A 21426-nucleotide genomic window follows, 5' to 3' on the forward strand; every position below is an offset into this window, starting at 1 on the left:
AGCGGGAACCAATTTCACGGCTAGACTGAGAGCCGGACGTTTCCTTTCCGCGCCAGTTGCACCGGCGACCTCGGCGCACAAACCTCCAAGGAAATCGCCACTTGGGAACGTTACCGGATGTCGCCCAGACCCGGTCTCGCGCCCTACAACACAAGGGGCGAAACGTCGAGCATCAGCCCGTTGCCAACCGGTTAAGTCCCAGGTCGATTCTGCCCCAACCCGTCGCACCACTCTCCCTCCGACCCTTCGGGTAGATCACGAACGCGAAAATGCGAGCAACGACCTGGACACCTGGAGTCCCGGCCAAGTGCGGGCGAGATCTGGACACCCTTTTCCGATCTTTCCAGAGCAAACCCAGGTGCGTAGCGCGCGCAAACATTGCGGCACAGGCGGCACCCCTGCATAGATTCAACCGAGAGGTTCGTTCTGCTAGTAGACCGATGTGCTACCATAAAAACGGTAGCATGGCGCTCCGCTGCCGTCAATGGCGTGTTACTCCGGACCAAACTTCGCCGCCAAGAAGGGGGTCTGCTCGATTCATCGAGATTCCACCATCTCAGAATCTATCCGGCAAAATACGCCACTGCAACCCTCCTCGAGATTCATTCGGCCCCCGAAGTCGGTATTGATCAGGAACCGTGAATGTTCGGCCGACGTCGACAGCGTCACACTGAGGTGGCACGCCACCGTGATCGCAGGCATCAGCCGCCTCGCACCCCGCCCACGGGCCTCACCACCACCACCACCACCACAGCGTCCGGGCTGGCAACAGCTAGGAGAACATTGCTGACGGGCAAGACACAGCCGCCACGCCCCGAGGTCGACGGAGCGGTAGCCCTCGAACGAGGCAACAGCACGGAGCACCACTTGAAAGGACTGATTGCAGAAGTCTCAACCCTATCGCAAAGCCTCGCAGCCTCACAGGACCAGGCAGTACGATCACACCCTGCCCGATTCCATGGGCAGCGCAAGGATTGACGTGCTGCGAGACAAAGCTGTCGCGCGCCTCCGGTCGACCCCTTCTGTCGATCCCACGCCGACTCCTTCCCATCGCGACGACATAGAGGAGTCTCGGAAATGGAGCCAAACCTACCAGGTCGCCAGCTTTTTGACGCGGATACCGCGACCAGACTCCGCCATGTGATCAACCGGCTTACTCGCGCAATGAATAGATCGTCGTCGGTAGCCGGACTCAGTCAGACGCAGGCGTCGATACTCAGCATAGTTGTCGACAGAGAACGAGTCAGGGCGTCGACCATCGCCGAGACTGAGGGCCTGAACCCGACAATGGTATCTCGAATCTTGACCCAGTTGTGCGCCGACGGCCTGGTGGATCGCCTTCCTGCCGACGCCGATGCGCGAACGGTCATCATCTCGCCGACGCCTGCTGGCCGCGAGAGAAGCGCGCACATCCAGTTGTTCCGCGTGGCGGCACTACAACGTGTCGTTGACGATCTGCCATCCGAGACTGTCACTCATCTACATGCTGCACTCCCCGCGCTCGAGGAATTCTCTCATGCGATGCGAAGAGCAGTTTCACCGCCATAGCGCGCTTCGCCACGATGTCGCTGCGCTCCTCACCCGATGCGCGACATATTACCGACTTCTCCATGTTAGTGTCCTGAGTCGCTAATTCGCATTGATTTCGCTAGTCTTGGTCAATGGCGAGGACAGGGCGGCCGGTCGCGAAGTTGGCGCTGTCAGACGAGGAACGACAGACGCTGCGGCGGTGGGCGCGGCGTCCGAAGTGCGCCCAGGCGCTCGCTCTCGGGCCAAGATCGACCGGCTTGCCCGGGCACGGCGTTGCGACGACCGATCTGCTGCTCGAGGCCACCGAGAACCGGATGATGGGCGAGGACCCGCAGACGCTGCAGGCGCACGGCGTTCCACAGGGCTTGGGATGAGCCCGTTCGAGCGGTTGTCGTACGCCACTCTTGAGTCGCGCCGAAGCGGGACGACCGGCCGGCCCCGCGGTTCAGCCTCGCCCCCGCAGACGGCACCCGCCACCAGCTGTTCGGCCGCATAACGCCGCGGCCCCCGTCCGACCGAGAGGAACGTCATGAGCAAGATCCTGATCGTCATGTCCGCCGCCAGCGTCTGGGAGCGCACCGACGGATCGGCCTACCCGACCGGCTACTGGGCCGAGAAGCTGGCTGCACCGTACGAGCAGTTCGTCAAGGCCGGCCACACGGTCGACTTCGCTTCCCCCGGCGGGGTGCTGCAGCCCCTCGACGAGCACAGCGCCGACACCTCGATCGCCGGCCCGGACGCCCCGCGCTGGGTGGAAATCGCGCAGAAAGCCCTCCAGGACTTCGGACCGCTGCTCAAGCTCGACGAGATCGACATCAACGACTACGCCGCGGTGATCCTGCCCGGCGGGCACGGCCCCGTGGTCGATCTCTACAAGGATGCCGACCTCGGCCGACTGCTCATCGAAGCGAACGCAGCAGACAATGCGATCGGTGACGTCTGCCACGGGCCGGCCGCTCTGCTCTCCGCGGTCGACGCCGAGGGCAACTGGCTGTTAGCCGGACGAGCGATGGCGGCGTTCACCGACGAGGAGGAGCAGATGTTCGGCACGGCCGAGGGCGCTCCGTGGCTGCTCGCCAGCACCCTGCGCGAGAAGGGCGCCAAGCACTCCGGCGGCGCGCCCTACGAGGCCTACACCGTGCAGGACGGGAACCTGTTCACCGGTCAGAACCCGGCCTCCAGCGCGCCCATGGCCGACGCCATGATCGCCGCCCTCGCCGAGTAGCACCTGCATCGGGCGTCACAACCTGCGCTGCTGGCGGGCGGCACCATCCCGCGGCGGTCACCCCAGCCCGAGGGCCGGGGTGACGCCGGGGCCGGTGCAGTGACAACCGCACCACCATCACCATGACCTGCGCAGGAACAAGGATGAGTTCTGTGACGACAACCCTCTCCGAGTCTGACGTCGTCGGGCGTGTGGAGAAGCGGGGTGCTGATCAACGGACGCTGGGGTCCAGGTGGTGACGGCGCGACGTTCCCCGTGGAGAACCCAGCCACCGGCCGGACACTGTGCACCGTGAGCGACGCGACGCCCGCCGACGCGCTGGCAGCCCTCGACGCCGCCAGCGCAGCGCAGACCACGTGGGCAGCCGTCCCTCCGCGCGAGCGGGGGGAGATCCTACGTCGAGCCTGCGAGCTGCTGATCGAACGCCGGGACGAGTTTGCGTTGCTGATCACACTGGAGATGGGCAAGTCCCTGGCCGAGTCCTGCGCCGAGGTCGAGTACGGCGCGAACTACCTGCGCTGGTTCGGCGAGGAAGCCGTTCGGATCGACGGGACCTGGAAGGTCAGCGAGGACGGCACCGCCCGCGTGCTCGTCCTCCGCCAGCCCGTCGGGACCGCCCTGTTGATCACGCCGTGGAACGCGCCCCTGGCCATGCCGGCCCGCAAGATCGGCCCCGCCGTCGCGGCGGGCTGCACGATGATCGTCAAGCCCGCCCCACAGACACCCCTCACCACCGCCGCACTCGCCGGCGTACTGGCCGAGGCGGGCCTGCCCGACGGCGTACTCAACATCATCCCCACCACCCGGGCAGGTGCCGTGACCGAGCCCCTCCTGCGCGACGGCCGGCTGCGCAAGCTTTCCTTCACCGGATCCACTCCCGTCGGGCGCCTGCTGCTGTCCCAGGCCGCCGACACCGTGCTGCGCACCTCGATGGAGCTCGGCGGCAACGCCCCCTTCATCGTCTGCCGCGACGCGGACATCGACGCCGCCGTGCAGGGCGCGATGACCGCCAAGCTTCGCAACGTCGGCGAAGCCTGCATCGCCGCCAACCGCTTCTTCGTCGACGCCGCCGTCGTCGAGGAGTTCAGCGACAGGCTCGTGGACCGAATGAGCACGATCACGGTCGGGCCCGGTACGGACCCCGACACCGATCTCGGACCGATGATCGACGGCCGCCAGCGCAGCCGGGTCGCCGCTCTGGTCGACGAGACCGTGTCCGCGGGAGCGTGCGTGCGCGCCGGTGCCTCCGCTCCGCGGACTGGCCGTTGAACTGCGGCAACGCCTGGACCAAGTCGTCGTTGTCGGGCAGGAAGCTGATCGTGTCCCCATCCGGCTGGGGCCCGTTACGGGGCAGGTCCGGATACAGGAGGTAGAACTCGCCGGTGATCACCGTGTAGCGAGGTGCAGGTATCTCAACTCCCAGACAGGCACGACACAGACAGACACGAGACAGCTATCCAACCGATGCGATCCGCGACGGCGACCAGCGCCGCAGCGCGAGCACCGCCTGCCTGCACAGAGTCATCCGTGCCGGCCTCTGATACCGGCGCCGTCACCGACGTCGATGCCCCAGGTAGCACCGTCAGTGCAGCCACCGCCGGCCAACGGCGCATGGCCGGTGCGGTGCGGGGTCACGAACCTGAGGCCAACTCGACGCGCATTGTGACTGTTGAGGCATGTCACGGGCAAGGATGCCCCGACAGGCAGATCACGCCCGGATCCGATCTGGTCTGGGCGACACCCGCAGCCCCCACCCCGCCTGCGCCGGTCCGACATGCCAGCGCAAGGGAACCGGCGCACAGGAAAGGAACGCCCACCGAATGACCTCCGCGACACCCGACCCCCACCCGCAGGGCACCGAGATCAGCGACACCGTCGTCACCCAACTCGACGAAGTCCGCGCCCGCCTGGCGCGCGACGGCGCCGCCCACAGGGTCGAGGAACACACCGTCCGGCAAGCTGTCGACGACGCCGCCCACCAGTTCACCGACGCACCGGTCCGCTCCTACATCGGGGTCCTGGTCGAGCGCGCGGTCCGCACCCAACTCGCGATCCCCTCGCTCCCCACCTGAACTCACGTGATCCCCCAGCGCGTGGCCGTGTCCCGGCGTTCACCCCGCAGCCGCCGACGACACCCGCAACCACCCCGGCGGGCCGGTATGTCTGATCCGGTGACCCGTCTCGTCCCCGTCCCGACCGTGCGCTCTGCCGCCTTCGGTGATCTGTTCGACGCCGTCGAAGCGTTGATGATCCGCGACCAGGCGCCGCCCGACACCGAGCGCCGCCAGGCGTGGTCCGCAGACGCCGAACGCATCACCGGTGAGATCGTGCGCCACCTCAGCCTCGCCCGTGCACCCCTGTCGTCCTCGTTCGTACCCACTCCAGCCGCATAGCCGACCCCGGCTCCACCGGTTCGGCGCGGAGCCGTGCACCCCCCAGCCGACGTCGGCTGCAGCTCGGCATCGCTGTCTCTGCGGCCGTCAGGTCTTGCCCCGGGTGAGTATCTGTCGGGTCGAGTATGGCGGCAGTGGATCAGGTGAACTGTGCGCGAATGTTGTTGCTGGTTCACGAATCTGCGCAATCGTGTTCCGATGTTGTTCACCGTCGCGCTGGGCCCCACGGCCCCGGACGGACACGCCGGGTTCGTCGCCGGTCGTTATCGCGACGGCGCCTTCAGCGATGCCTGGACCGATGTCCGCCGCTGTGCCGAGCGCACCTTCACCGCCTACCACCCCGGTTGCACCTGTGGCTGGACCGGCGCCGCGCATCCTGCGTCGGACATCGGCTGGCACCACTGCCGCCGGGCGTGGCTCGATCAGCGCTTCCGCCACCTCAACGCGAGAGCCGCCCACAACGCTGGCGGGGACGCGAGGCGGCCGGCGACCGGATGTAATGGATCATCGGTTTGTACCGAGCAACTACGCGTATCGCCCCAGGAGGTGTCGCATCACCATGAAACCGCTCTCGATCACCCGGATGTTGCAGAACCCTTTGGGTGAGTCGGCCCCGCCGGGAGCGCCTGGTGACATCGTGGCCATCACCGACGGCACCGCCACGATCTATCTGACCCCGGCTAAGTACGACATCGCGCCGGAGACCGAGTTGCGCTACCGGCTGGCGCAGGTGCCCCTGCGCACCCGCGTCACTGCGACGTGAACGCGTAACGCCACAGCCCCGTCATCGGGTCCGGATCCGCACCGAGCAGGTGATAGACCGCCCGGAGCTCGGTGGGCTCGTCGCGATGCCAGTACAAGCTCGGTAACGCCCGGTTGATCGACGGGTACTCCTGCACCACCCCATCAGCAGGGCCGCCCTCGAACTTCACCCGAATGCTCATACCTACAAGTGTGCACGAACTTTGCTCACACAACGAGAGGCCCGGCCCCTCACGGAGATCGACATCACTCCGATTGGGCGCAGCCCAGCACGTTCGAGGGCCGCCACTCCCCCGTGGGGCGAATGGGCAAACCTCCTCCGCGTGTCGCCAGCCATCAGCCGTCACGCCGATGTTCCGATCGAGCGGACATCGGCCCGCGCTCTGTGTCGCGGTCTGCAAGGGCCGGGGAAGGGGCCAGGCAGACCGACCACACCAGCCATTTGGTCTGATCCTCTGGAGGCGCCCCGATGACCTCACCCGACACCCGCGCCGAACACCTCGTCGCCGACGCCCGCGCCCCCAGCACCGAGATCAAAATTGAGGCGGATGTGCTGCGCCAGGTCGCCAAGCACGACGGGGACATCGACGCCCACCGTGGCGATGTCAGCCTGGCCCTCGCTGGGCTGATCGAGGCGTGCGCGTTGCACTACACCAACATCTCGCCGTTGATGGCCCAAGAGGTGTTCGCCGTCGTCGACGCGGTCGACCGCGCCATCGGACGGAGCCGCTCCACCGGCACCTGACACCCACTCTCGGCCGCCGACACTCGAGCCGGCCCCGAGTTCGTCAACAGATGCGAACGCCGTCGCGGGAAACGCCCCCGACTGGGATCGCAGCATCGGCGAGAACCGGGCGTGTCAAAGCAGAGTAGGCGTCGACGACAGCCGGGTGTATGTACAACCGCCAGACGCTGACGACAGTCTCAGGTCGACTGGGTCTCAATTCTCGCGGCATGACGAAGTACAGGCTCGATGGCCCCCGGATCCCAGTATCTCCGTTCAACTCGGGATCAGTGGCACGGTGTGCCCTTCCGGGGCGAGTAGCCAGCCCATTCGTTTACGGAGTCAGTTCTCCCCGCCGACGAGGCGAAGGACAGGGCGCGGGTCGGCGTCGCCGAGCAAGTCACGCACCTGCGCGGTGTTGAGTCTCAGCGCCTCGGCGAGAACGGGCACCCCGGCGCCGTAGTCACCCGCGAGGTCCGCGGCCTTCCTCAGCAACGACGGCATTTCCCCCGGATACGCGCTTGTCGGGTCGGCCAGCGGGTCTTCGGTCATGGCCAGACGCTGGTAGGCCCGCCGGGCCGAAGACTCGGTAGTGCGCCCGCGCTCGACCATCCGGCGGACAAGAGACATCGGCGAGACGCCCCATGTCCGCCCAAGCCTGTCCAGGGCCGCCAGGTCGAGTCGCTGCGGCAGTGCCGCATCCATGGCGGCTGCAGGCGTCAGGAACGCGGCCGCGAACTCGTCGGCCTCCTTCTCGACCGCAGCGCCGTGCTCACTGGAGTCGCTGTGCAACAGCAGATGCCCGATCTCGTGCGCGGTCGAGAATCTGTGCCTGAAGACGTTCTCGCTGCGGCGGGGCGAGGTGATGATGACCGGACGGTCGACGATTACGACCGAGAAGGCGTCGACAGCCTCGATCTCGCGAAGGGGGCGCACTGCGACGACGATGCCGCGGGACTCGGCCGTGGCCACCAGGTGCCTGACCGGACCGTCGGGCAGTTCCCAGTGCCTGCGGAGGACGGCGGCAGTCTCGGGTGGCGTCGCGCCAGCGGGGAGGACAGGGAGATCCACCTCCGGCAGCTTGACGTACCGCTCAAGCGTGAAAGTCAGCTCCCACACCAGCGACGCCGTCGCAAGTGCCTTCTGGCGGTCGCTGACGCGGGCGGAGCGAAGGCTGCGGAAGTGCGCGTTCACCGTGTCGATGCGCGCGAGTGGCCGGCCGACGCCGAAGAATTCCGGGCGGACATTCAAGGCGGCCGCCAGCCGGTCCAGTACCTCGGGCCGCGGGGAGTTCACGCCCGCCTCGTACTGTCCGATCGCCGCGGCCGAGACGCCGACCTCACCAGCCAGGTCGGTCTTGCTCACGCCGAGGCGAGCTCGGGCCTGGGTCAGCCGTGCCGGCTCGAACCGCCCGCTCCCACCGACCGGCAGCTCGAACAGATCTGGGCCGTCCTCAGGCATCCGGCCCGGGGCCTTCCTTCACGCGCGGCTCGACCTTCGGCGAGACAGGCACACCGCTGTCGAACGATGCGATACCCGATGCGTTGCCATCGGCGACCGGCTCCGGCACCCAGATGGCTTCCCGCCCGCGCAGCCCGACGTTGCCCTCACCGTCGAGGATGGCGACGGCCCACTCGATCGACTGCAGCTGCCGCGGCGCTGACTCGACCATGACGAGCACCAGAGGCATGCTGTTCTCGACCGCATTGAGCACAGGGCCCAGCTCGCCCTCCACCGGGCCGTCGTCAGTCGCCTCCTGCTCCTCCGCCAGGCTCGGCTCCCACAGCACCGGGTCGAGCGGCGGGGTTGTGAACCCGTTCTTGCGGGTCGGGCTCGACGCGAACTCGCTCACCGCGTCCAGGTGCTTCGGGACTCGCCAGACGTACACCAGGCAGTCGTTGACGACCGGGATCTCATGGCCGCCGGGGGTCAGCTTGCAAGACCGGAAGCCCCGGGCCCGCAGGGCGTCGCACATGTCGTCCAACAGGTCCCGCCATTGGGTGCCGAAGCCCATCGCGTACCGGGACGCGGAGAGCAGGTGCGCCTCAGCCGCAAGGTCGTGGCGCGCCCGTACGATCTCGACGAGCAGGTCGCGGAGGGCGGGGGCCTCAGCGCCGAGAGCGTCGGCGGGCGAGTCCGGAACCATGGATGAACCTCCTGAAGCCCGTCCGAGTCGCCTGCTGGCGTGACGTGACTTTAGTATGGCACACGATTCGCGCATCACCGCTTCAGGCGTGCCCCTGCGGACGCGCCTCGTGTGCTCCCGATCTTGTTCCACGCAGTCCCTGCGCTGCTTCGGTATTCGATCACCGCGTAGCGCCGCCCGGCGTGCCCGACATCGTAGGACCTACCACACTGTCCGGTGTTGGAGCGGCATGTCGGCGGACAACACCACCAGTGGCGTGACGGCCCGCCGCCATCAGCCAATGAACCGCGGGCCTGGCACAATCGCTCGGCGCCCCGGTCAGCTCCGGACGTGACTCGCATTGCTGCCAAGCGTGCGCGAGTCAGGCCGTTTAAGGGTGACAACGCGCGCGGTGCCGCGACTTCGGGACATAAGCGAGCTAAGGGGTGAAACGTCCATATGGGGCCAGCACTCTGACAAAGTCTATCGCAGATTCCTTGACATTCTGCCCATCACGTTGCAGCTCCGATGATCCAGACGACTATCCCCCAAGCCGGCAACGGGCCAGGACCCGGTCGACACCCACAGAGTGATCAGCGCCCGGTCCCGATGCGAGCCGAGCTCGGCGAACACCCTGTTGAACAACTCGTCGGGAATGGCGCGCGGGATCCGCTGTGCGACACGCGGCCGATAGAGCCCCACCCGCTCGTTGCGGAAGGGCTCCATCGGGTTGTGATGGGCGTTCGCCCGACCACCGGCCCGTTCCCGCGACAGAGGGAACGGGTTGACCATCGGGCCCGTCCCGGCATCGCGATGGAAGTCGTATAGCACCCGCAGCACCGTCTCCGAGTGTGCCCGCGTCGACGCCGCGTACTTCGGCCCCGGACCGGGCTTGCCGGTCACCGCGTTCGACACAACACGACGACGCCCGCCGCCCGCTCGGGTCGGCTTGTCCCGCAACGCCAACCACCGGCAGAAAATCACGAGCCTCGACCCGAGTCGCATGGTCCCACCCGACGCCGACGGCCCACCCGAAACGGAACCACCGCAGCAGATCCATCGCATACGTCCGCTGTGTTCCGGCCGAACGACCCGAGGCCTGCAGCTCACGCAGGAACGCCATCACCGCGACGACCTGCTCGCCGTCGCTGTCGATCAGCCGCACCGGCTCCCACAGATCGAATCCCGCCACGACCGCACCAGCCGTCGGCACAACCAGGGCGGACAGATCACGATCTCCACCACCTCCGTCGATCATTGCCCCGGGACGTAGACCCGCCCGACCCGCCCGATGCCCAGCGACACGACCGACGACTCCAGTAGTTCAGTCAACAGGAGAACGTCGGAGCGGCGCCTTCCTTGTCGCTGTGCGCGGTGATCAGGGTGGCGTCGAGATCGATGATCAACGGGTTGGTGGCATCGGTGTGCTGGTCGGGACGTGCTCCCCGGCAAGCTCCCACGCCCGGGCTCGGGCTGTGGACCGGGCGGTGTTGATCGCGCGCAGCGCCGCCGGGGGTTCCTGGGCGAGCCGGTCGACCACGCGTGACACCGTCGGATCCGAGACGACGTGGCCGTAGACGCCCGGTTCAGCGCGCAACACGGCAATATCGGCGAGGCAGTCCCCGCCCAACGCGAGCGTCACCGCGAGATCGAGCACGACCTTCGCAGGATCGTGCACCGCGTTCGGACCGTGCCAGCGCGCCAGCTCAGCCGAGAGCGCCCGGTCGAGCCCGACGGTGCGGATCGTCTAGGTCAGCAGCACCCCACCGGCCTGCGACAGCCAGGGCCACGGTCGCGAGCGCGATCGCGGTGGCCAGCCCGTGCGCGGACCGCGATCCACGTGGGTGCGGTAGACCAGCCGCGGTCGGCAGCCCGGCCTGGTGCAGATCAGCGCGGCCAGCGAGACCCGTTTGATGCCCGCTGCGGTCACCGCACCACAGGAGTCCAACCACGCCGACCCCAGGTGCGGCCCTGGGCGGCCTCAGCCCCTGACCGGCCTCGTCCTCGAAGCAGAGCCAGGCGCCCAGGTTCGCCGCCGCCCTTTTATGACCGGCCACTGCTCGTCCCTCCGCTCGGCGATCTTCGTCTCGTCCCGCTCGGCGGGGGGGACCTGCACGCTCCAGCCGATCCGGTGCAGCAGCAGGTCCACCCGGCCAGGGTGTAGCCCACGCCGAACCTGCGGCGGATCACCTCGGTGATCCTCGCCAGCGTCCAGCACCGATCCTCATCCCAGCCGTGCCCGGTCGGCCCGGGATCCAACTCCCTCTCCAACTCCCCGAGCTGGGCGACGCTGAGCTTGCAGCGGGCGCTGCCTGGCCCCGTCGAGGCCAGGGCTTGCCTCCCGCCGGCGGCCAGGGCCCGACGCCAGCGGTTCGCCGACATCCGGGTCACCCGGAAGCGCCGGGCCACCTCCCGGTTGCTGGCCCCCGCCTCGATCATCTCGGCCGCGGCGAACCGCACCTGCTCGCGCCGGGCCCGTTCCTCGGCGGTCAGCCCACCGCCATCGGGATACCTCATCCCTCCGGCATAGCGCACCCTGGTCAGCCGTCACCCGCCCGACCAGGTTCGCAACCCTCGCCGTTAAGGATCTCTAGTCATTGAACGCGATTTCGTCGAACGGGATCCGCGAGGGATGCGCGCTTAGCGGCGTGATCTCCAGCGAGAGGTACGGGAAGAGCGGAAGGTCCCACAGCATCGCGTGCAGTTCGTCGTTGTCGGCGGCGTCGAACACGCTGACGTTGCCGAACCTTCCGGCCACCCGCCACAGGTGCCGCCAGCGCCCGCTGCGCTGCAACCGCTGGGAATACTCGCTCTCGGAGTCGAGCAACTCCTTCCGCTGCCCCGGATCGAGGTCCGCGGGTAGCTCGACGGTCATCCGGACGAGGAACAGCGCCATGCTCATCTCATCTCTCGGGTTCCTTGCTCAGTCCCGCGCGTACTTGCGCAGCTTCTCCTCGTCGAGGACGACGCCGGACCCGGGCCCGGTGGGGATCACGAGGTCCGCGCCCTCGAACACCATGGGCTGCTCGACGACCTCGTCTACCAGCAGCGCGGGGCCGAAGAGCTCGCAGCCCAGCGAGAGATCGTGCATGGTGCCGTACAGCTGGCTACTGATGGACGCCATGATCGACGTCTCGGGCGTCGCGGCGCCGAAGCATGCCAGGCCGGCCCCGTCCGCCACGGCGGCGACCTCACGGGCCCGGCTCAGCCCTCCGCATTTCGGTATCTTCACCGCGAACGCGTTCACCGCTCCGGCCTTCACCAGATCGAGCGCCTGCTGGGCGCTCGCCACCGTCTCGTCCGCCATTACGGGCACTGTAAGGCGGCGGGTCAGGTTGGCCAGACCAGCGATGTCCCAGCGCGCGATCGGCTGCTCGACCACGGTGACCCCGGCCTCGATGAGCACGGGCAGCCAGCGCATCGCGTCGATCTCGGACCAGCGCCCGTTGGTGTCGACGAAGACCGCACACTCGTCCGGGATCCGTTCCAGCACCTCCAGGACGCGCCGGCTGTCCAGATGGGCCGGCTCGGCTCCCATCTTGAACTTGAACGACCGGTGCCCCACCTCGAGCTTCTCGGCGAGCTCATCGACCAGGTCCGCCACCGGCGCCGCGCTGAAGGCCCAGGTGATGGGGATCCGGTCGCGGCGGAGCCCGCCGAGGAGGTCCGACACGGGGACGCCGAGTAGCTTGCCGCGCAGATCCCAGAGCGCAGTCTCGACGGCGGCCTTCGCCACCGGGTTGGCCGCGACGAAGCCGTCCATCCGGTCGACAGCCGCTCCGATCGCGCGGGAGTCGTGCCCGACGAGGAGCGGCGCGAGGTACCTGTCGATCACCGACTTGATCGTCTCGACGGACTCCCCACCCCACCAGGGGCCGCCGGGCGTGACGCCCTCGCCCACACCCTCGAGCCCGCCGGCGATGCGGACCCGGACTGCGACGATGCTCTGCTGGCTCATCGTCGTGGCGGCGAACCGGTGCGGCCGCTTGCTGGGGAGGTCGACGATCGTCGTGTGTACCTCGGTGATCGTGGTGTCCGTCATCGGTTCACGTCCGTCTCCACGCTCAGGAACTCGACCGTGCGGTCCCAGGACTTGCGGGCCACCGCCGAGTCCGGCCGCTCCTCGGTGAGCCCGGCGAGGTACCCGTGGCCCGCGCCCTCGTAGACGTGGCCCGTGTAGGGATGTCCGTGGGCGTGCATGGCCGCCGAGAACTCCTCGATGTCGTCCAGAGGGATGTAGTCGGCGTCGCCCCATTGGCAGAGCGTCGGACAACGGATGTCGGCCGCGAGGTCGACGGGCCTTGGCGCCTTGGCGACGGACGGGTTGCCGAACCCACGGGGGAAGGGATAGAAGCAGGCCACGGCCACGTCGATCCCGGTCGCCGCCAGGTCGAGCGCAATCGTGCCGCCGAGGCAGAAGCCGAGCAGGCCGACGCGGTCCCCGCGGACTGCGTCAAGCCGGCTCGTCCAGGCCACGGCGGAGCCGGCGTCGGAGACCGACCCAACCTCGTCGAGCCCGGAGTGCCGCGCGAAAGCGGCGCCGCGGGTGTACTCAACGAGCGCACCCTGTCGGAAGAAGTAGTCGGGCACCACGGTGACGAAGCCGATGCCGGCCAGCCTCGCGGCAAGTCCCTGGTAGAACGGTAGCCGTCCGTAGACGTCCGTGAGCAGCACGATTCCAGGGCCGGGTCCTCCCGGCGGAAGGTGCAGCGTGACCGGCATATCCCCGTCCCGCACGGGAATCAGGTCCTCGCGTTGCGTGACCGCGGGCACTTCACCCGCGAGGCTGTGGACATGGCACATCTTGGGTGGATCCCCTACTTCATTCGGTCGGTGCGGGCATTACCGGTCAGAGCGCTCCGAGCGAGCACTGGTAACGGGTCACGTAGTACGCCCCCGCGCCGTCATCCTGCTTTTCCAGGTCGAGTAGCAGCTCGGGCTTCACCGCCTTGGCCACGTCCGAGTCCGTCCATTCCCCGCCCCGGAAGTAGAGCTGCGTGGTCAACGGTGCGTAACCCTCCTTCGTGACGATCCAGTGCAAGTGTGCAGGGCGCCACGGGTGCCAGCCGGCCGCGTCGAGCAGCTCGCCGGTCGGGCCGGTGTGCGGGATCTGATAAGGCGCCGGGACCATTGTGTGCAGGGTGAACCGGCCCTCGGAGTCCGTCCGCACCTTGCCGCGGAACAGGTAGTCCGGCAATGCCGGGTTGATGAACGAGTACTCGCCGTCGGAGTCCGCCTGCCACATGTCGAGCTGGACGTCCGTTAGGGGGGCCCCGTGCTCGTCGACGACCGTGCCGTGGAAGACGAGTGCGTCGCCCTTCTCGTTCTCGCGCATCGGCATCGTGTACGGCTCGGTGAGCTCCGGGGCGTCCGGGATGTAGTACGGGCCCTCGATGGTGCTCTGGCTGCCCTTGTTGGTCTCGGCGTTCACCTGTTCCACCGAGTGCTCCAGGAGGACGTCCGTGGCCAGCGGCCACTCGCCCTTCTCCCCGACTGAGATCAGCCACGCCACGGCAGCCTTGTACTCGGCGTAGGTGACCTTCTCCTCGAGGATGATCGTGTTCAGCGACGAGACGACCCGGTCGATGATCCGGTGCCGGCGCTCAATGACGGTGGACGACATTGTCAGCTCCTCACAGTGTTTGGGTGGGTTCGGCGCGGACGAGCTCAGGACTTCTTGATAGTGCTGACGTCATCCGGGTTGATGAGGTCCGGGACGGTCCAGCCGTCGACGTCGTACTCGGAGAGGCACTTGTCGACCAAGCCCGTGTAGGCCTCGGTCTGGCCGCTCTGCAGCTGGCCGAAGTACGCCTCGAGCCGGATGCTCTCGTGGTTACCGGAGTAGTTGCGCTCGTAGAGCTCGTGGCGCCCGCCGAACTCCGACCCGATGGCATCCCAGATGAGCTTCATGATCTTGACGCGGTCCACCGCCGGGCGTCCGCCCGAGCCCCGGACGTACTTGTCGAGGTACTCGCGGATCTCCGGAACGCTCCAGTCGACGGAGTTGGAGTTCGCGTAGATCAGTGCGCTGCCGAGATCCTGCTCGAAGATCTCCTTCGCGCGGGGGTAGGCCTGGGTCATCATCAGGCGGTAGACCGACGCAGCATTCGGGTTCGGGACGAGCGTGCCGTCCGTCCACGCCACCGGCTCGTTGACCATGGAGTCCACACAGGTCCAGAACAGGTTCCGGTAGCAGATCAGCTCGCCGATCCGGGTCTGCACGCCGCGGAAGTCCCCGCCCCCGGTCATCTCCAGACCCTTGAGCAGCAGGCCCACCAGGAAGTCGAACTTCACCGCGAGCCGCACGCAGCCGTGCAGCATCGCGCGGAAGACGAAGCCGGAGCCGACGAAGAAGTCGTTCGCCTTGTCGACGTCGTAGCAGAAAACGTTCTCCCACGGCACCAGCACCTCGTCGAGGACGAAGATGGAGTCGTTCTCGTCGAGCCGGCTCGTGAGCGGGTTGTCGAACGGGCTGCCGCTGGTGGCAGCGGCGTACTCGTAGGAGTGCCGGCACAGCAGCCGCGATCCCTCGGCATTCATCGGGACGATGAAGGACGCGGCGAACTCCTTCGTCTTCACCGGGATCGGCCCGTAGTTCCCGATGAAGTTGTAGTGCGTGAAAGCCGATCCGGTGGCGACGACCTTCGCCCCACTCACGATCAGCCCGGCATCGGTCTCGCGCTCGACGTGCATGTAGACGTCGCGGACGCCGTCCATGCCCTTGTTGCGGTCGACGGGCGGGTTCACGATGGCGTGGTTGAAGAAGAGGACCTTCTCCTGGGCCTCCTTGTACCAGCGCTTCGCGTTCTCGGCGTATGGCGCGTAGTACTCGGTGTTCGAGCCCAACGTGGACAGGAAGGCGGCCTTGTAGTCGGGGCTGCGGCCCAGCCAACCGTACGACATCCGGGCCCAGGTCTCGATCGCCTTCGCGCTTGCCTTCAGATCCTCCTTGGTGTATGGGGCCTGAAAGTAGCGGTGGGTGTAGCCCCCGCTCCCGGTGTCGGTCGGGCACACGAGATCGGCGTTCATCGCGGGATCGTGCAGCGCGTCGTACTGGCGCGCGATCATCCGGGCGGTGTTGCGGAAGGCCGGGTGCGAGGTGACGTCCTCGACGCGCTCTCCATAGATCCACACCTCGCGGCCGTCGCGGAGCGAGTCCAGGTACTCCGCCCCGTTCAGGGGGCGCGGGGTGGCGTCGGTGGTCGTGTGCTCGGTGCTCGAGACGGTCTGCTGGGACACGGGTGACTCCTTCGTCTTCGTGATCAGGTGACTGGGGCGGTGATCAAGGCTCGAGCTGCGGGACCACCAGCCCTCCGGCGTTCATCCAGCCGGGTGTCGCGTCGCTCTCCCACAGGGGGCGTTCGATCTCGTCGAAGGTGCTGAGGCTGCCGAACCCGCCGCGGTAGAACAGCAGCGGCTTCGACGGGCACCATTCGATCTGCTCCACCAGGCCCAGGAACAACACGTGGTCGCCACCGTCGTAGTCGCGCCACGGGGAGCAGCCAACGTAGGCGAGGCAGTTTCTCAGCCGGCCGCCAAGGGGGCCCTCCTCCCAGCCGAGATCGAGCGCGGCGTCCGGGCGGCCGGCGAAATGCTGCGCGTGCGCGGCCTGTTCGGAGGAGAGCACATTGACGGTGAAACGGTTGCTCCGCAGTTTGTCGAGCGCTTTGGCCCGGCGGTCGATGGACACCAGCACCAGGGGCGGCGACAACGAGACCGCCGTGAACGAGTTCACCGTCAACCCGTGGACCTGTTCGCCCTCGTCGCAGGTGATGACGGTGACCCCCGTCGCGAAATGCCCCAGGCACGTCCGCAGATCGCCGGGTTCGACAGCCATCGGTCCTCCTCGGGAGCGTCGCTGCAACTCAGGTGCGCCCCGATGTTAAGGAGGCCGTGATCGGAAGAGAAATAGGAGCTTGCCGCGCGATAAATAGCCTGTGTCGCAGGACCTACCGATCGGGGGCTGCTGCCCAGTTCCCGGGTGTAGCGTCCGGCCCCGGCACAGAGGGAGGGCAAGGTACAGGTGGCCATCGAACGGTTCGAGTATCAGCCCGTCGGCGCCCAGATCGTCTCCGGGCCAGGGACGTCGGGCTCACAGCTGGTCGATGAACTCGTGCAGCTGGGCGCGGCTCGGGTGCTCGTCGTAGCCTCCGAGCGCGAGGTCCGGCGGGTGGTCGCGCCGCTGGAGGAACTCGGGCGGATCGTCGCCAGCGTGTTCTCCGAGGTGCGCGAGCACGTACCGCAGACGGCCGCTGAGGCAGCGCGGCAGGCCGCGACCGACGCCGAGGCGGACACACTGCTGGCGGTCGGCGGCGGATCGGCCGTCGGCACGGCCAAGGCAGTCGCACTGACGACCGGGCTCCGATCGTCGCCATGCCCACGACATGCCATACCCACGACGTTCTCCGGCTCCGGGGTGACGGCCGTGTGGGGGCTCACGGACGAGCGGGGCAAACGGACGGGGATGGACCCGCGGGTGCCGCCATGCACCGTCGTCTACGACCCGGAGCTCGCCGCCTCGCTCTCCGCCGACATGGCCGTGGTGAGCGCGTTCAACGCCCTCGCGCACGGCGTGGAGGCGCTGTGGGCGCTGTGGACGCTGTGGACGCTCGGACGGAACCCGGCGAGTGGGATCTCCGCTCTCGCAACGGGTCTTCGCACGAACGACCGCGCGGCCAAAATGCGCGGCGGCTGGCTGGCGGCGTCGGCGATCGCGGTCACCGGTAGCGGGCTGCACCACAAGCTGTGTCGTGTGTCCTGCGGCACCGTCGGGCTGCCGCACGCCCCCACGCACGCGATCGTGCTGCCTCACGTCGCGGCGTTCACCCGGTCGCAGATGCCGGGACTGCCAGGAGCCTCGCACACGCCACCGGCGCGCTCGACGCCGTCGACGGCCGGTGGCAGCTGGCCGAAGTGGTGGGCGCGCCGATGGCCTTGCGGGAGGTGGGGATGCGCGACGAGCAGATCGGGACGGTCGTCTCGCTGACCCTGCCGGTCGTCCCCCCGGACAGGCCGGTGCCCGTGACCGAAGCATCGTTGCACGAGACCGTGCACGCCGCGTGGGCCGGCGATGCGCACCGGATGAGGCGGTAGTGGCATGGAGCTTCGTCACCTGCGGTCGTTCACCGTGTTGGCCGAGCAGCTCAACTTCAACCGCGCGGCGGAGCTGCTGCACCTCACCCAGCCGTCGCTGACCCAGCAGATCAAGCGGCTCGAGCGCGACGTCGGCGTCGTGCTATTCGAGCGGACGACGCGCAAGGTGGAGCTGACCTCGGCGGGCCGGGAATTCCTCGACCGCGCCCGCTCGATCCTCGCCTCGGTGGACGACGCGGTCGTCGCCGCCGAGCGGGCCTCGCGCGGCGAGCTCGGCCGGCTCGCCGTGGGCTTCACCGGAACCTCGACCTACGAGCTGCTGCCAATCGTCACACGGGAGTTCCGCGCCGAAGCACCGGACGTCGAGCTGGTGCTGCAAGGGGAGATGCTGACGCCCGATCTGGTGACGGCGCTGCTCACCCGCACCCTCGACGTCGCGTTCCTGCGGCCACCCGTGACGGCCCCCGACCTGGAGCTGCGCGTGCTGCGCCGGGAAAGCCTGGGCGTGCTACTCCCGGAACGGCACCGGCTCTGCCAGCAGGCCGAGATCGACCTGTCCGATCTCGCCGAGGAGCAGTTCATCACCCATCCGGCGAACGTCGGCGGCGCCATGTTCTCGATCACCCTCAAGGCGTGCCTGGACGCCGGGTTCCGGCCGAAGGTCGTCCAGCAGGCGTCGGAGACAGCAGTCATCGCCAGCCTCGTTGCGGCCGGGGTCGGGGTGGCGCTGCTACCGCTCTCGGTCCGCTACATCCACGTGACCGGGGCCGTTCTGCGGCCGCTGACCCCGTCGGATACCCAGATCGAGCTGGCCGTGGCGTGGCTGCGGGGCCGGCCGTCGCCGGTGGTTACGCGATTCCTGAAGACGGCGGAGCGGATCTTCGAGGCGAGGTCGGCGCCGGACCGGGGGCTGCGCAGGAGCTGAGTCTGGCGTGGGCCGGGGCTGTGAGCCCACCGTCGGCGGCGCGGATGCGGACGGCGCGCTCATTCGCGCCGCGGGCGCACACCTCGACCGTCGGGAAGCCGACGTTGCTGCATGCCGCGTCCTCCAGGACGACGAGGATCAGCGGCCTCAGACGACTGACCGCAGGGCCTCGTACAGATCAATGAGATCGACCTGGCCTACTCGGTCAGGCCGGGAACAACGATGACGCAGGTGTCGGCCACGGTCAGCCGGTACTCCTGACGGCCGCGATCGGTCGCGGCCACGACGAGAGCGCCGGCCGCGTCTCGATCGCCTCGACACGGCTGGTTCTCGACACCTCCGGCAAGTGCCAGCGTGCGCTCCGCCCCCGAGCAGAGCACGCCCACCGTCCACGTCGTAGTGTTGTCCATCCGGCGAGGATGGCCAATTCCGGCGCGGCCGCATCATCGACCGTAGCGGGTTGTCCACAACCAGGCGGCTATTCCTCGTCGTCGGTCAGGTTGTCCCCAAGCAGCCGGGCCGCCTGACGCCACGCCCGCAGCATCGAGGTATAGGCGGTCGCTTCGACGACCTCCCATGTGACCGGCCCGATCGCAATCCGCAACACCGCGGGCACCGCTCCCCCAGCCCGGGCAGGCTAGAACGCCGACTCACCCGGCGCAGTCCGGCGAACCTGACCATCGCCGCCACCTTCGTCGGCCCGACTAGGTAGCGGGCGCCGCCCCGCCACCGCCGGGCCCACCGGCCGAGCCAGCACCGCCGCAGCGCTCCACCCATCCGCCGCCGCCCGCGCGGTGCCCCCCGGTCCGCACGTAGACCAAGCGGTACCGAGAACCAGACCGAGCTGCTGGTCTGGTGTGCCGACGTGGTTGAGGTCGATCCGGGCCCGGACCTTCCCGGCAGCTCGAACGACCAGGCTTGTGACGACCGAGGACGCGGTCGATCATCCGCGCCGGGTCGGTGCCGCTGAGGGGCTGGGTACGTGTGGTCAAGGTGGCCTCCCGATGCCGTGGGGCCTGTCGGCCCGTCCCCGTGGGGTGGCCGGGCCGCTGTGTTCCCCGCCGCCGTAAGGCGACCCAGCGCGGCCGCGGAGGCTCACGGTCAAGGGCGGCCCACCGGTCGTCGCGAAGCGATGCGCAGCGCAGCGCCCTTGACCGTGAGTGCGGCCGTGCTAGGGGCCGACAGGCCGCGCCGCAGGCGGCTCGCTCACCCCGGTGCGCAGCACGGAGGCTTCCGCTCCGACGTTCGCCTCGCGGGGGCGCTGCTCGGCAGTACCCTCCAGGCCCTTCCCGTTGCCGCATCCCCAAAACCGGTCGTCCCGTTCATCACCTGGGAGGGGTGCGGACCGGACCGCCCCGGTTTCGAGTGCGCGAAAGTCGATGTACCGCTGGACTACGGCGACCCGCGTGGGCCGAAGACGCAGATCGCGATGGCACGGAAACCCGCTGCTGACAAGAACAAGCGGATCGGCACGTTGTTTGTCAACCCTGGCGGACCCGGTCAAAGCGCTGCGCCAGACGCAGTGTTCATGACGAGCCACTCGCATTCGCCGTCGAGGTGCGACGTGACCCCGTCGGGGCTCCGACCGGGCCATGGCGGCAGCGGCGCGTCGTGCAGCATCCGTGCGGCGGCACCCGCCGCGCCCCACGCCGACGACGACGCGACCGACGGCTCGCCGAGGCGGCCGAGCGCCGCCCCTGGGAGGGCGGCGAGCGCGAGCACGGGCGGCTTCCGCCACAGGACCTCCGGAGTCGGGATCGGCGCCATGGCCATCGCCTCGACCTCGACGTCGGTGCGCGTCTGATCAGCGTCGATCTTCAGGAACACGTCGCCGGCGCGCTGGGTCGCGCGCTCGTGATGGGCGACGACGACTCGACCTTCTCCACATCGGCCATTGCCGCGGGGATGACCACCGACGTCACCGGGCTTATAGCGTGCGACCGCACGGGTCTTCCTACGCGCGCGAGTCGCCGGATGAGGGCTGCAGCGCGGCGAACTTGCCGCTGGTGAACGCGTCGACGATGCCTTGGCACATCGCGGCCCTGCGCTCGCTCTCGGCGGCCAGCACCTCGGCGACCGCGTCAAGGTCCAGCCAGGTGGCCAGCTGTGCGTCGCCCGCCTCAAGGCCGACCAGCCGACGTCCTCGCCAAGCGTGGAGGACACCTATATCGGTCTCCGGATGGAACTGGATGCCGAGATGCGGTCCGTAGACGAACGCCTGCACAGCCAGCTCGGTGCGTGCGATGACACGAGCCGAAGGAGGTGGGTCGATGACGTCGTAGTGGCTCGACACCCACGGACCCGTGGGCAGCAGGTCGGGGACATCGGTGTCGACCTCGATGAAGCCGAGTTCCGGAACGTCGCCCGGTTTGACGGTTCCACCCAGCGCGCGGGCCAGCACCTGTGCCCCGAAGCAGACACCCAGGATCGGGATCTCGCTCTCGATCGCCCCGCGGAGGTAGTCGAGCTCGACGTTCAGCCAGGGCAGACCGTCGTCGCACGCGGACGCCTCGCTGCCGAGTGCGATGACGATGTCGACCTCCCGCGGGAGCGGCTCCCCTGCCACGACGGAACAGGTCCGCGGCTCGTAACCCGAGGCCACCAGCGCGTCGCGCAACAAGCCGAGCATGCGCCGACCTCGGCTCACGT

25 protein-coding genes and 3 pseudogenes are annotated in these 21426 nt (G+C 68.3%); 11 read left to right on the forward strand and 17 right to left on the reverse strand.

The features are described 5' to 3' along the window. The first annotated feature begins 1164 nt into the window (after window positions 1-1164). The 8 genes and pseudogenes from ACFPFQ_RS42525 to ACFPFQ_RS42560 all read left to right on the forward strand — a co-directional run bounded on the left by ACFPFQ_RS42525 (window position 1165) and on the right by ACFPFQ_RS42560 (window position 5911). Complete coding sequence (locus ACFPFQ_RS42525) at window positions 1165-1548, forward strand: MarR family winged helix-turn-helix transcriptional regulator (RefSeq protein ID WP_379628999.1); 384 nt, start codon at window positions 1165-1167, stop codon at window positions 1546-1548. Between the two features lie 113 nt (window positions 1549-1661). Next, the gene (locus ACFPFQ_RS42530) at window positions 1662-1904 is read left to right on the forward strand and encodes a hypothetical protein (protein WP_379628958.1); all 243 of its coding nucleotides are present in this window, start codon (window positions 1662-1664) and stop codon (window positions 1902-1904) included. 155 nt (window positions 1905-2059) lie between these two features. After that, entirely contained in the window at window positions 2060-2755 is a 696-nt protein-coding gene (locus ACFPFQ_RS42535; protein WP_379628959.1) for a type 1 glutamine amidotransferase domain-containing protein, read from the forward strand. 143 nt (window positions 2756-2898) lie between these two features. Beyond that, window positions 2899-4003 (forward strand): annotated as a pseudogene (locus ACFPFQ_RS42540) (aldehyde dehydrogenase family protein); the annotation flags it as partial. 572 nt (window positions 4004-4575) lie between these two features. Further along, the gene (locus tag ACFPFQ_RS42545; protein WP_379628960.1) at window positions 4576-4827 is read left to right on the forward strand and encodes a three-helix bundle dimerization domain-containing protein; all 252 of its coding nucleotides are present in this window, start codon (window positions 4576-4578) and stop codon (window positions 4825-4827) included. A 99-nt stretch (window positions 4828-4926) separates the two neighbouring features. Then, window positions 4927-5148 carry a hypothetical protein gene (locus ACFPFQ_RS42550; RefSeq protein ID WP_379628961.1) on the forward strand — a complete coding sequence of 74 codons (222 nt, stop codon included), beginning with the start codon at window positions 4927-4929 and terminating at the stop codon, window positions 5146-5148. Window positions 5149-5346: 198 nt separating this feature from the next. After that, the gene (locus ACFPFQ_RS42555) at window positions 5347-5754 is read left to right on the forward strand and encodes a hypothetical protein (RefSeq protein ID WP_379628962.1); all 408 of its coding nucleotides are present in this window, start codon (window positions 5347-5349) and stop codon (window positions 5752-5754) included. Between the two features lie 31 nt (window positions 5755-5785). Further along, complete coding sequence (locus ACFPFQ_RS42560) at window positions 5786-5911, forward strand: hypothetical protein (RefSeq protein ID WP_379628963.1); 126 nt, start codon at window positions 5786-5788, stop codon at window positions 5909-5911. On the opposite strand, the gene ACFPFQ_RS42565 is transcribed toward ACFPFQ_RS42560, so the two are convergent. Beyond that, window positions 5898-6092 (reverse strand): hypothetical protein, encoded by a 195-nt coding sequence (locus ACFPFQ_RS42565; RefSeq protein WP_379628964.1) that lies wholly within the window; start codon window positions 6090-6092, stop codon window positions 5898-5900. The genes ACFPFQ_RS42560 and ACFPFQ_RS42565 overlap by 14 nt on opposite strands. 287 nt (window positions 6093-6379) lie before the next feature. On the opposite strand from ACFPFQ_RS42565, the gene ACFPFQ_RS42570 reads away from it, so the two are divergent. Continuing rightward, complete coding sequence (locus ACFPFQ_RS42570) at window positions 6380-6655, forward strand: hypothetical protein (RefSeq protein ID WP_379628965.1); 276 nt, start codon at window positions 6380-6382, stop codon at window positions 6653-6655. 321 nt (window positions 6656-6976) lie between these two features. On the opposite strand, the gene ACFPFQ_RS42575 is transcribed toward ACFPFQ_RS42570, so the two are convergent. The 12 genes and pseudogenes from ACFPFQ_RS42575 to ACFPFQ_RS42630 all read right to left on the reverse strand — a co-directional run bounded on the left by ACFPFQ_RS42575 (window position 6977) and on the right by ACFPFQ_RS42630 (window position 16596). Beyond that, a complete protein-coding gene (locus ACFPFQ_RS42575; RefSeq protein ID WP_379628966.1) occupies window positions 6977-8095 on the reverse strand; it encodes an XRE family transcriptional regulator in 1119 nt (372 codons plus the stop codon). Continuing rightward, window positions 8088-8648, reverse strand: a complete 561-nt coding sequence (locus tag ACFPFQ_RS42580) for a hypothetical protein (protein ID WP_379628967.1) — start codon at window positions 8646-8648, stop codon at window positions 8088-8090. The genes ACFPFQ_RS42575 and ACFPFQ_RS42580 overlap by 8 nt, the downstream gene beginning before the upstream one ends. Window positions 8649-9242: 594 nt before the next feature. Further along, window positions 9243-9590 (reverse strand): hypothetical protein, encoded by a 348-nt coding sequence (locus tag ACFPFQ_RS42585; RefSeq protein WP_379629001.1) that lies wholly within the window; start codon window positions 9588-9590, stop codon window positions 9243-9245. Between the two features lie 175 nt (window positions 9591-9765). After that, window positions 9766-10017 (reverse strand): annotated as a pseudogene (locus ACFPFQ_RS42590) (integrase); the annotation flags it as partial. Window positions 10018-10096: 79 nt separating this feature from the next. After that, window positions 10097-10539 (reverse strand): annotated as a pseudogene (locus ACFPFQ_RS42595) (transposase); the annotation flags it as partial. A gap of 263 nt (window positions 10540-10802) precedes the next feature. Beyond that, entirely contained in the window at window positions 10803-11276 is a 474-nt protein-coding gene (locus tag ACFPFQ_RS42600; RefSeq protein ID WP_379628968.1) for a helix-turn-helix domain-containing protein, read from the reverse strand. Window positions 11277-11349: 73 nt separating this feature from the next. After that, window positions 11350-11655: a muconolactone Delta-isomerase family protein gene (locus tag ACFPFQ_RS42605; RefSeq protein ID WP_379628969.1), complete on the reverse strand. Its 306-nt coding sequence runs from the start codon at window positions 11653-11655 to the stop codon at window positions 11350-11352. 27 nt (window positions 11656-11682) lie between these two features. Beyond that, window positions 11683-12801, reverse strand: a complete 1119-nt coding sequence (locus tag ACFPFQ_RS42610) for a muconate/chloromuconate family cycloisomerase (RefSeq protein WP_379628970.1) — start codon at window positions 12799-12801, stop codon at window positions 11683-11685. Further along, entirely contained in the window at window positions 12798-13562 is a 765-nt protein-coding gene (locus tag ACFPFQ_RS42615) for a dienelactone hydrolase family protein (RefSeq protein WP_379628971.1), read from the reverse strand. Before ACFPFQ_RS42615 ends, ACFPFQ_RS42610 begins: the two co-directional genes overlap by 4 nt. A 46-nt stretch (window positions 13563-13608) precedes the next feature. Next, complete coding sequence (locus ACFPFQ_RS42620; protein ID WP_379628972.1) at window positions 13609-14382, reverse strand: dioxygenase; 774 nt, start codon at window positions 14380-14382, stop codon at window positions 13609-13611. A gap of 44 nt (window positions 14383-14426) precedes the next feature. Then, complete coding sequence (locus tag ACFPFQ_RS42625; protein WP_379628973.1) at window positions 14427-15998, reverse strand: 4-hydroxyphenylacetate 3-hydroxylase family protein; 1572 nt, start codon at window positions 15996-15998, stop codon at window positions 14427-14429. 43 nt (window positions 15999-16041) lie between these two features. Beyond that, window positions 16042-16596, reverse strand: a complete 555-nt coding sequence (locus ACFPFQ_RS42630) for a flavin reductase family protein (RefSeq protein WP_379628974.1) — start codon at window positions 16594-16596, stop codon at window positions 16042-16044. 186 nt (window positions 16597-16782) lie between these two features. Here ACFPFQ_RS42630 and ACFPFQ_RS42635 point away from each other — a divergent pair, with 186 nt between their 5' ends. Both ACFPFQ_RS42635 and ACFPFQ_RS42640 read left to right on the forward strand, forming a co-directional pair. Next, window positions 16783-17745, forward strand: coding sequence for an iron-containing alcohol dehydrogenase (locus tag ACFPFQ_RS42635; RefSeq protein WP_379628975.1), 963 nt, complete (start codon window positions 16783-16785; stop codon window positions 17743-17745). A 111-nt stretch (window positions 17746-17856) separates the two neighbouring features. Then, window positions 17857-18777, forward strand: coding sequence for a LysR substrate-binding domain-containing protein (locus ACFPFQ_RS42640; RefSeq protein WP_379628976.1), 921 nt, complete (start codon window positions 17857-17859; stop codon window positions 18775-18777). Between the two features lie 197 nt (window positions 18778-18974). On the opposite strand, the gene ACFPFQ_RS42645 is transcribed toward ACFPFQ_RS42640, so the two are convergent. From ACFPFQ_RS42645 to ACFPFQ_RS42660, 4 genes are all read right to left on the reverse strand, one after another. Further along, a complete protein-coding gene (locus ACFPFQ_RS42645; RefSeq protein WP_379628977.1) occupies window positions 18975-19187 on the reverse strand; it encodes a hypothetical protein in 213 nt (70 codons plus the stop codon). Window positions 19188-19255: 68 nt separating this feature from the next. Further along, the gene (locus ACFPFQ_RS42650) at window positions 19256-19393 is read right to left on the reverse strand and encodes a hypothetical protein (protein WP_379628978.1); all 138 of its coding nucleotides are present in this window, start codon (window positions 19391-19393) and stop codon (window positions 19256-19258) included. Window positions 19394-20277: 884 nt separating this feature from the next. Further along, window positions 20278-20604, reverse strand: a complete 327-nt coding sequence (locus ACFPFQ_RS42655; protein ID WP_379628979.1) for a hypothetical protein — start codon at window positions 20602-20604, stop codon at window positions 20278-20280. A gap of 127 nt (window positions 20605-20731) precedes the next feature. Further along, window positions 20732-21406 (reverse strand): type 1 glutamine amidotransferase, encoded by a 675-nt coding sequence (locus ACFPFQ_RS42660; RefSeq protein WP_379628980.1) that lies wholly within the window; start codon window positions 21404-21406, stop codon window positions 20732-20734. Window positions 21407-21426 lie beyond the last annotated feature (20 nt).

The organism is Pseudonocardia sp. GCM10023141, assembly GCF_042653605.1.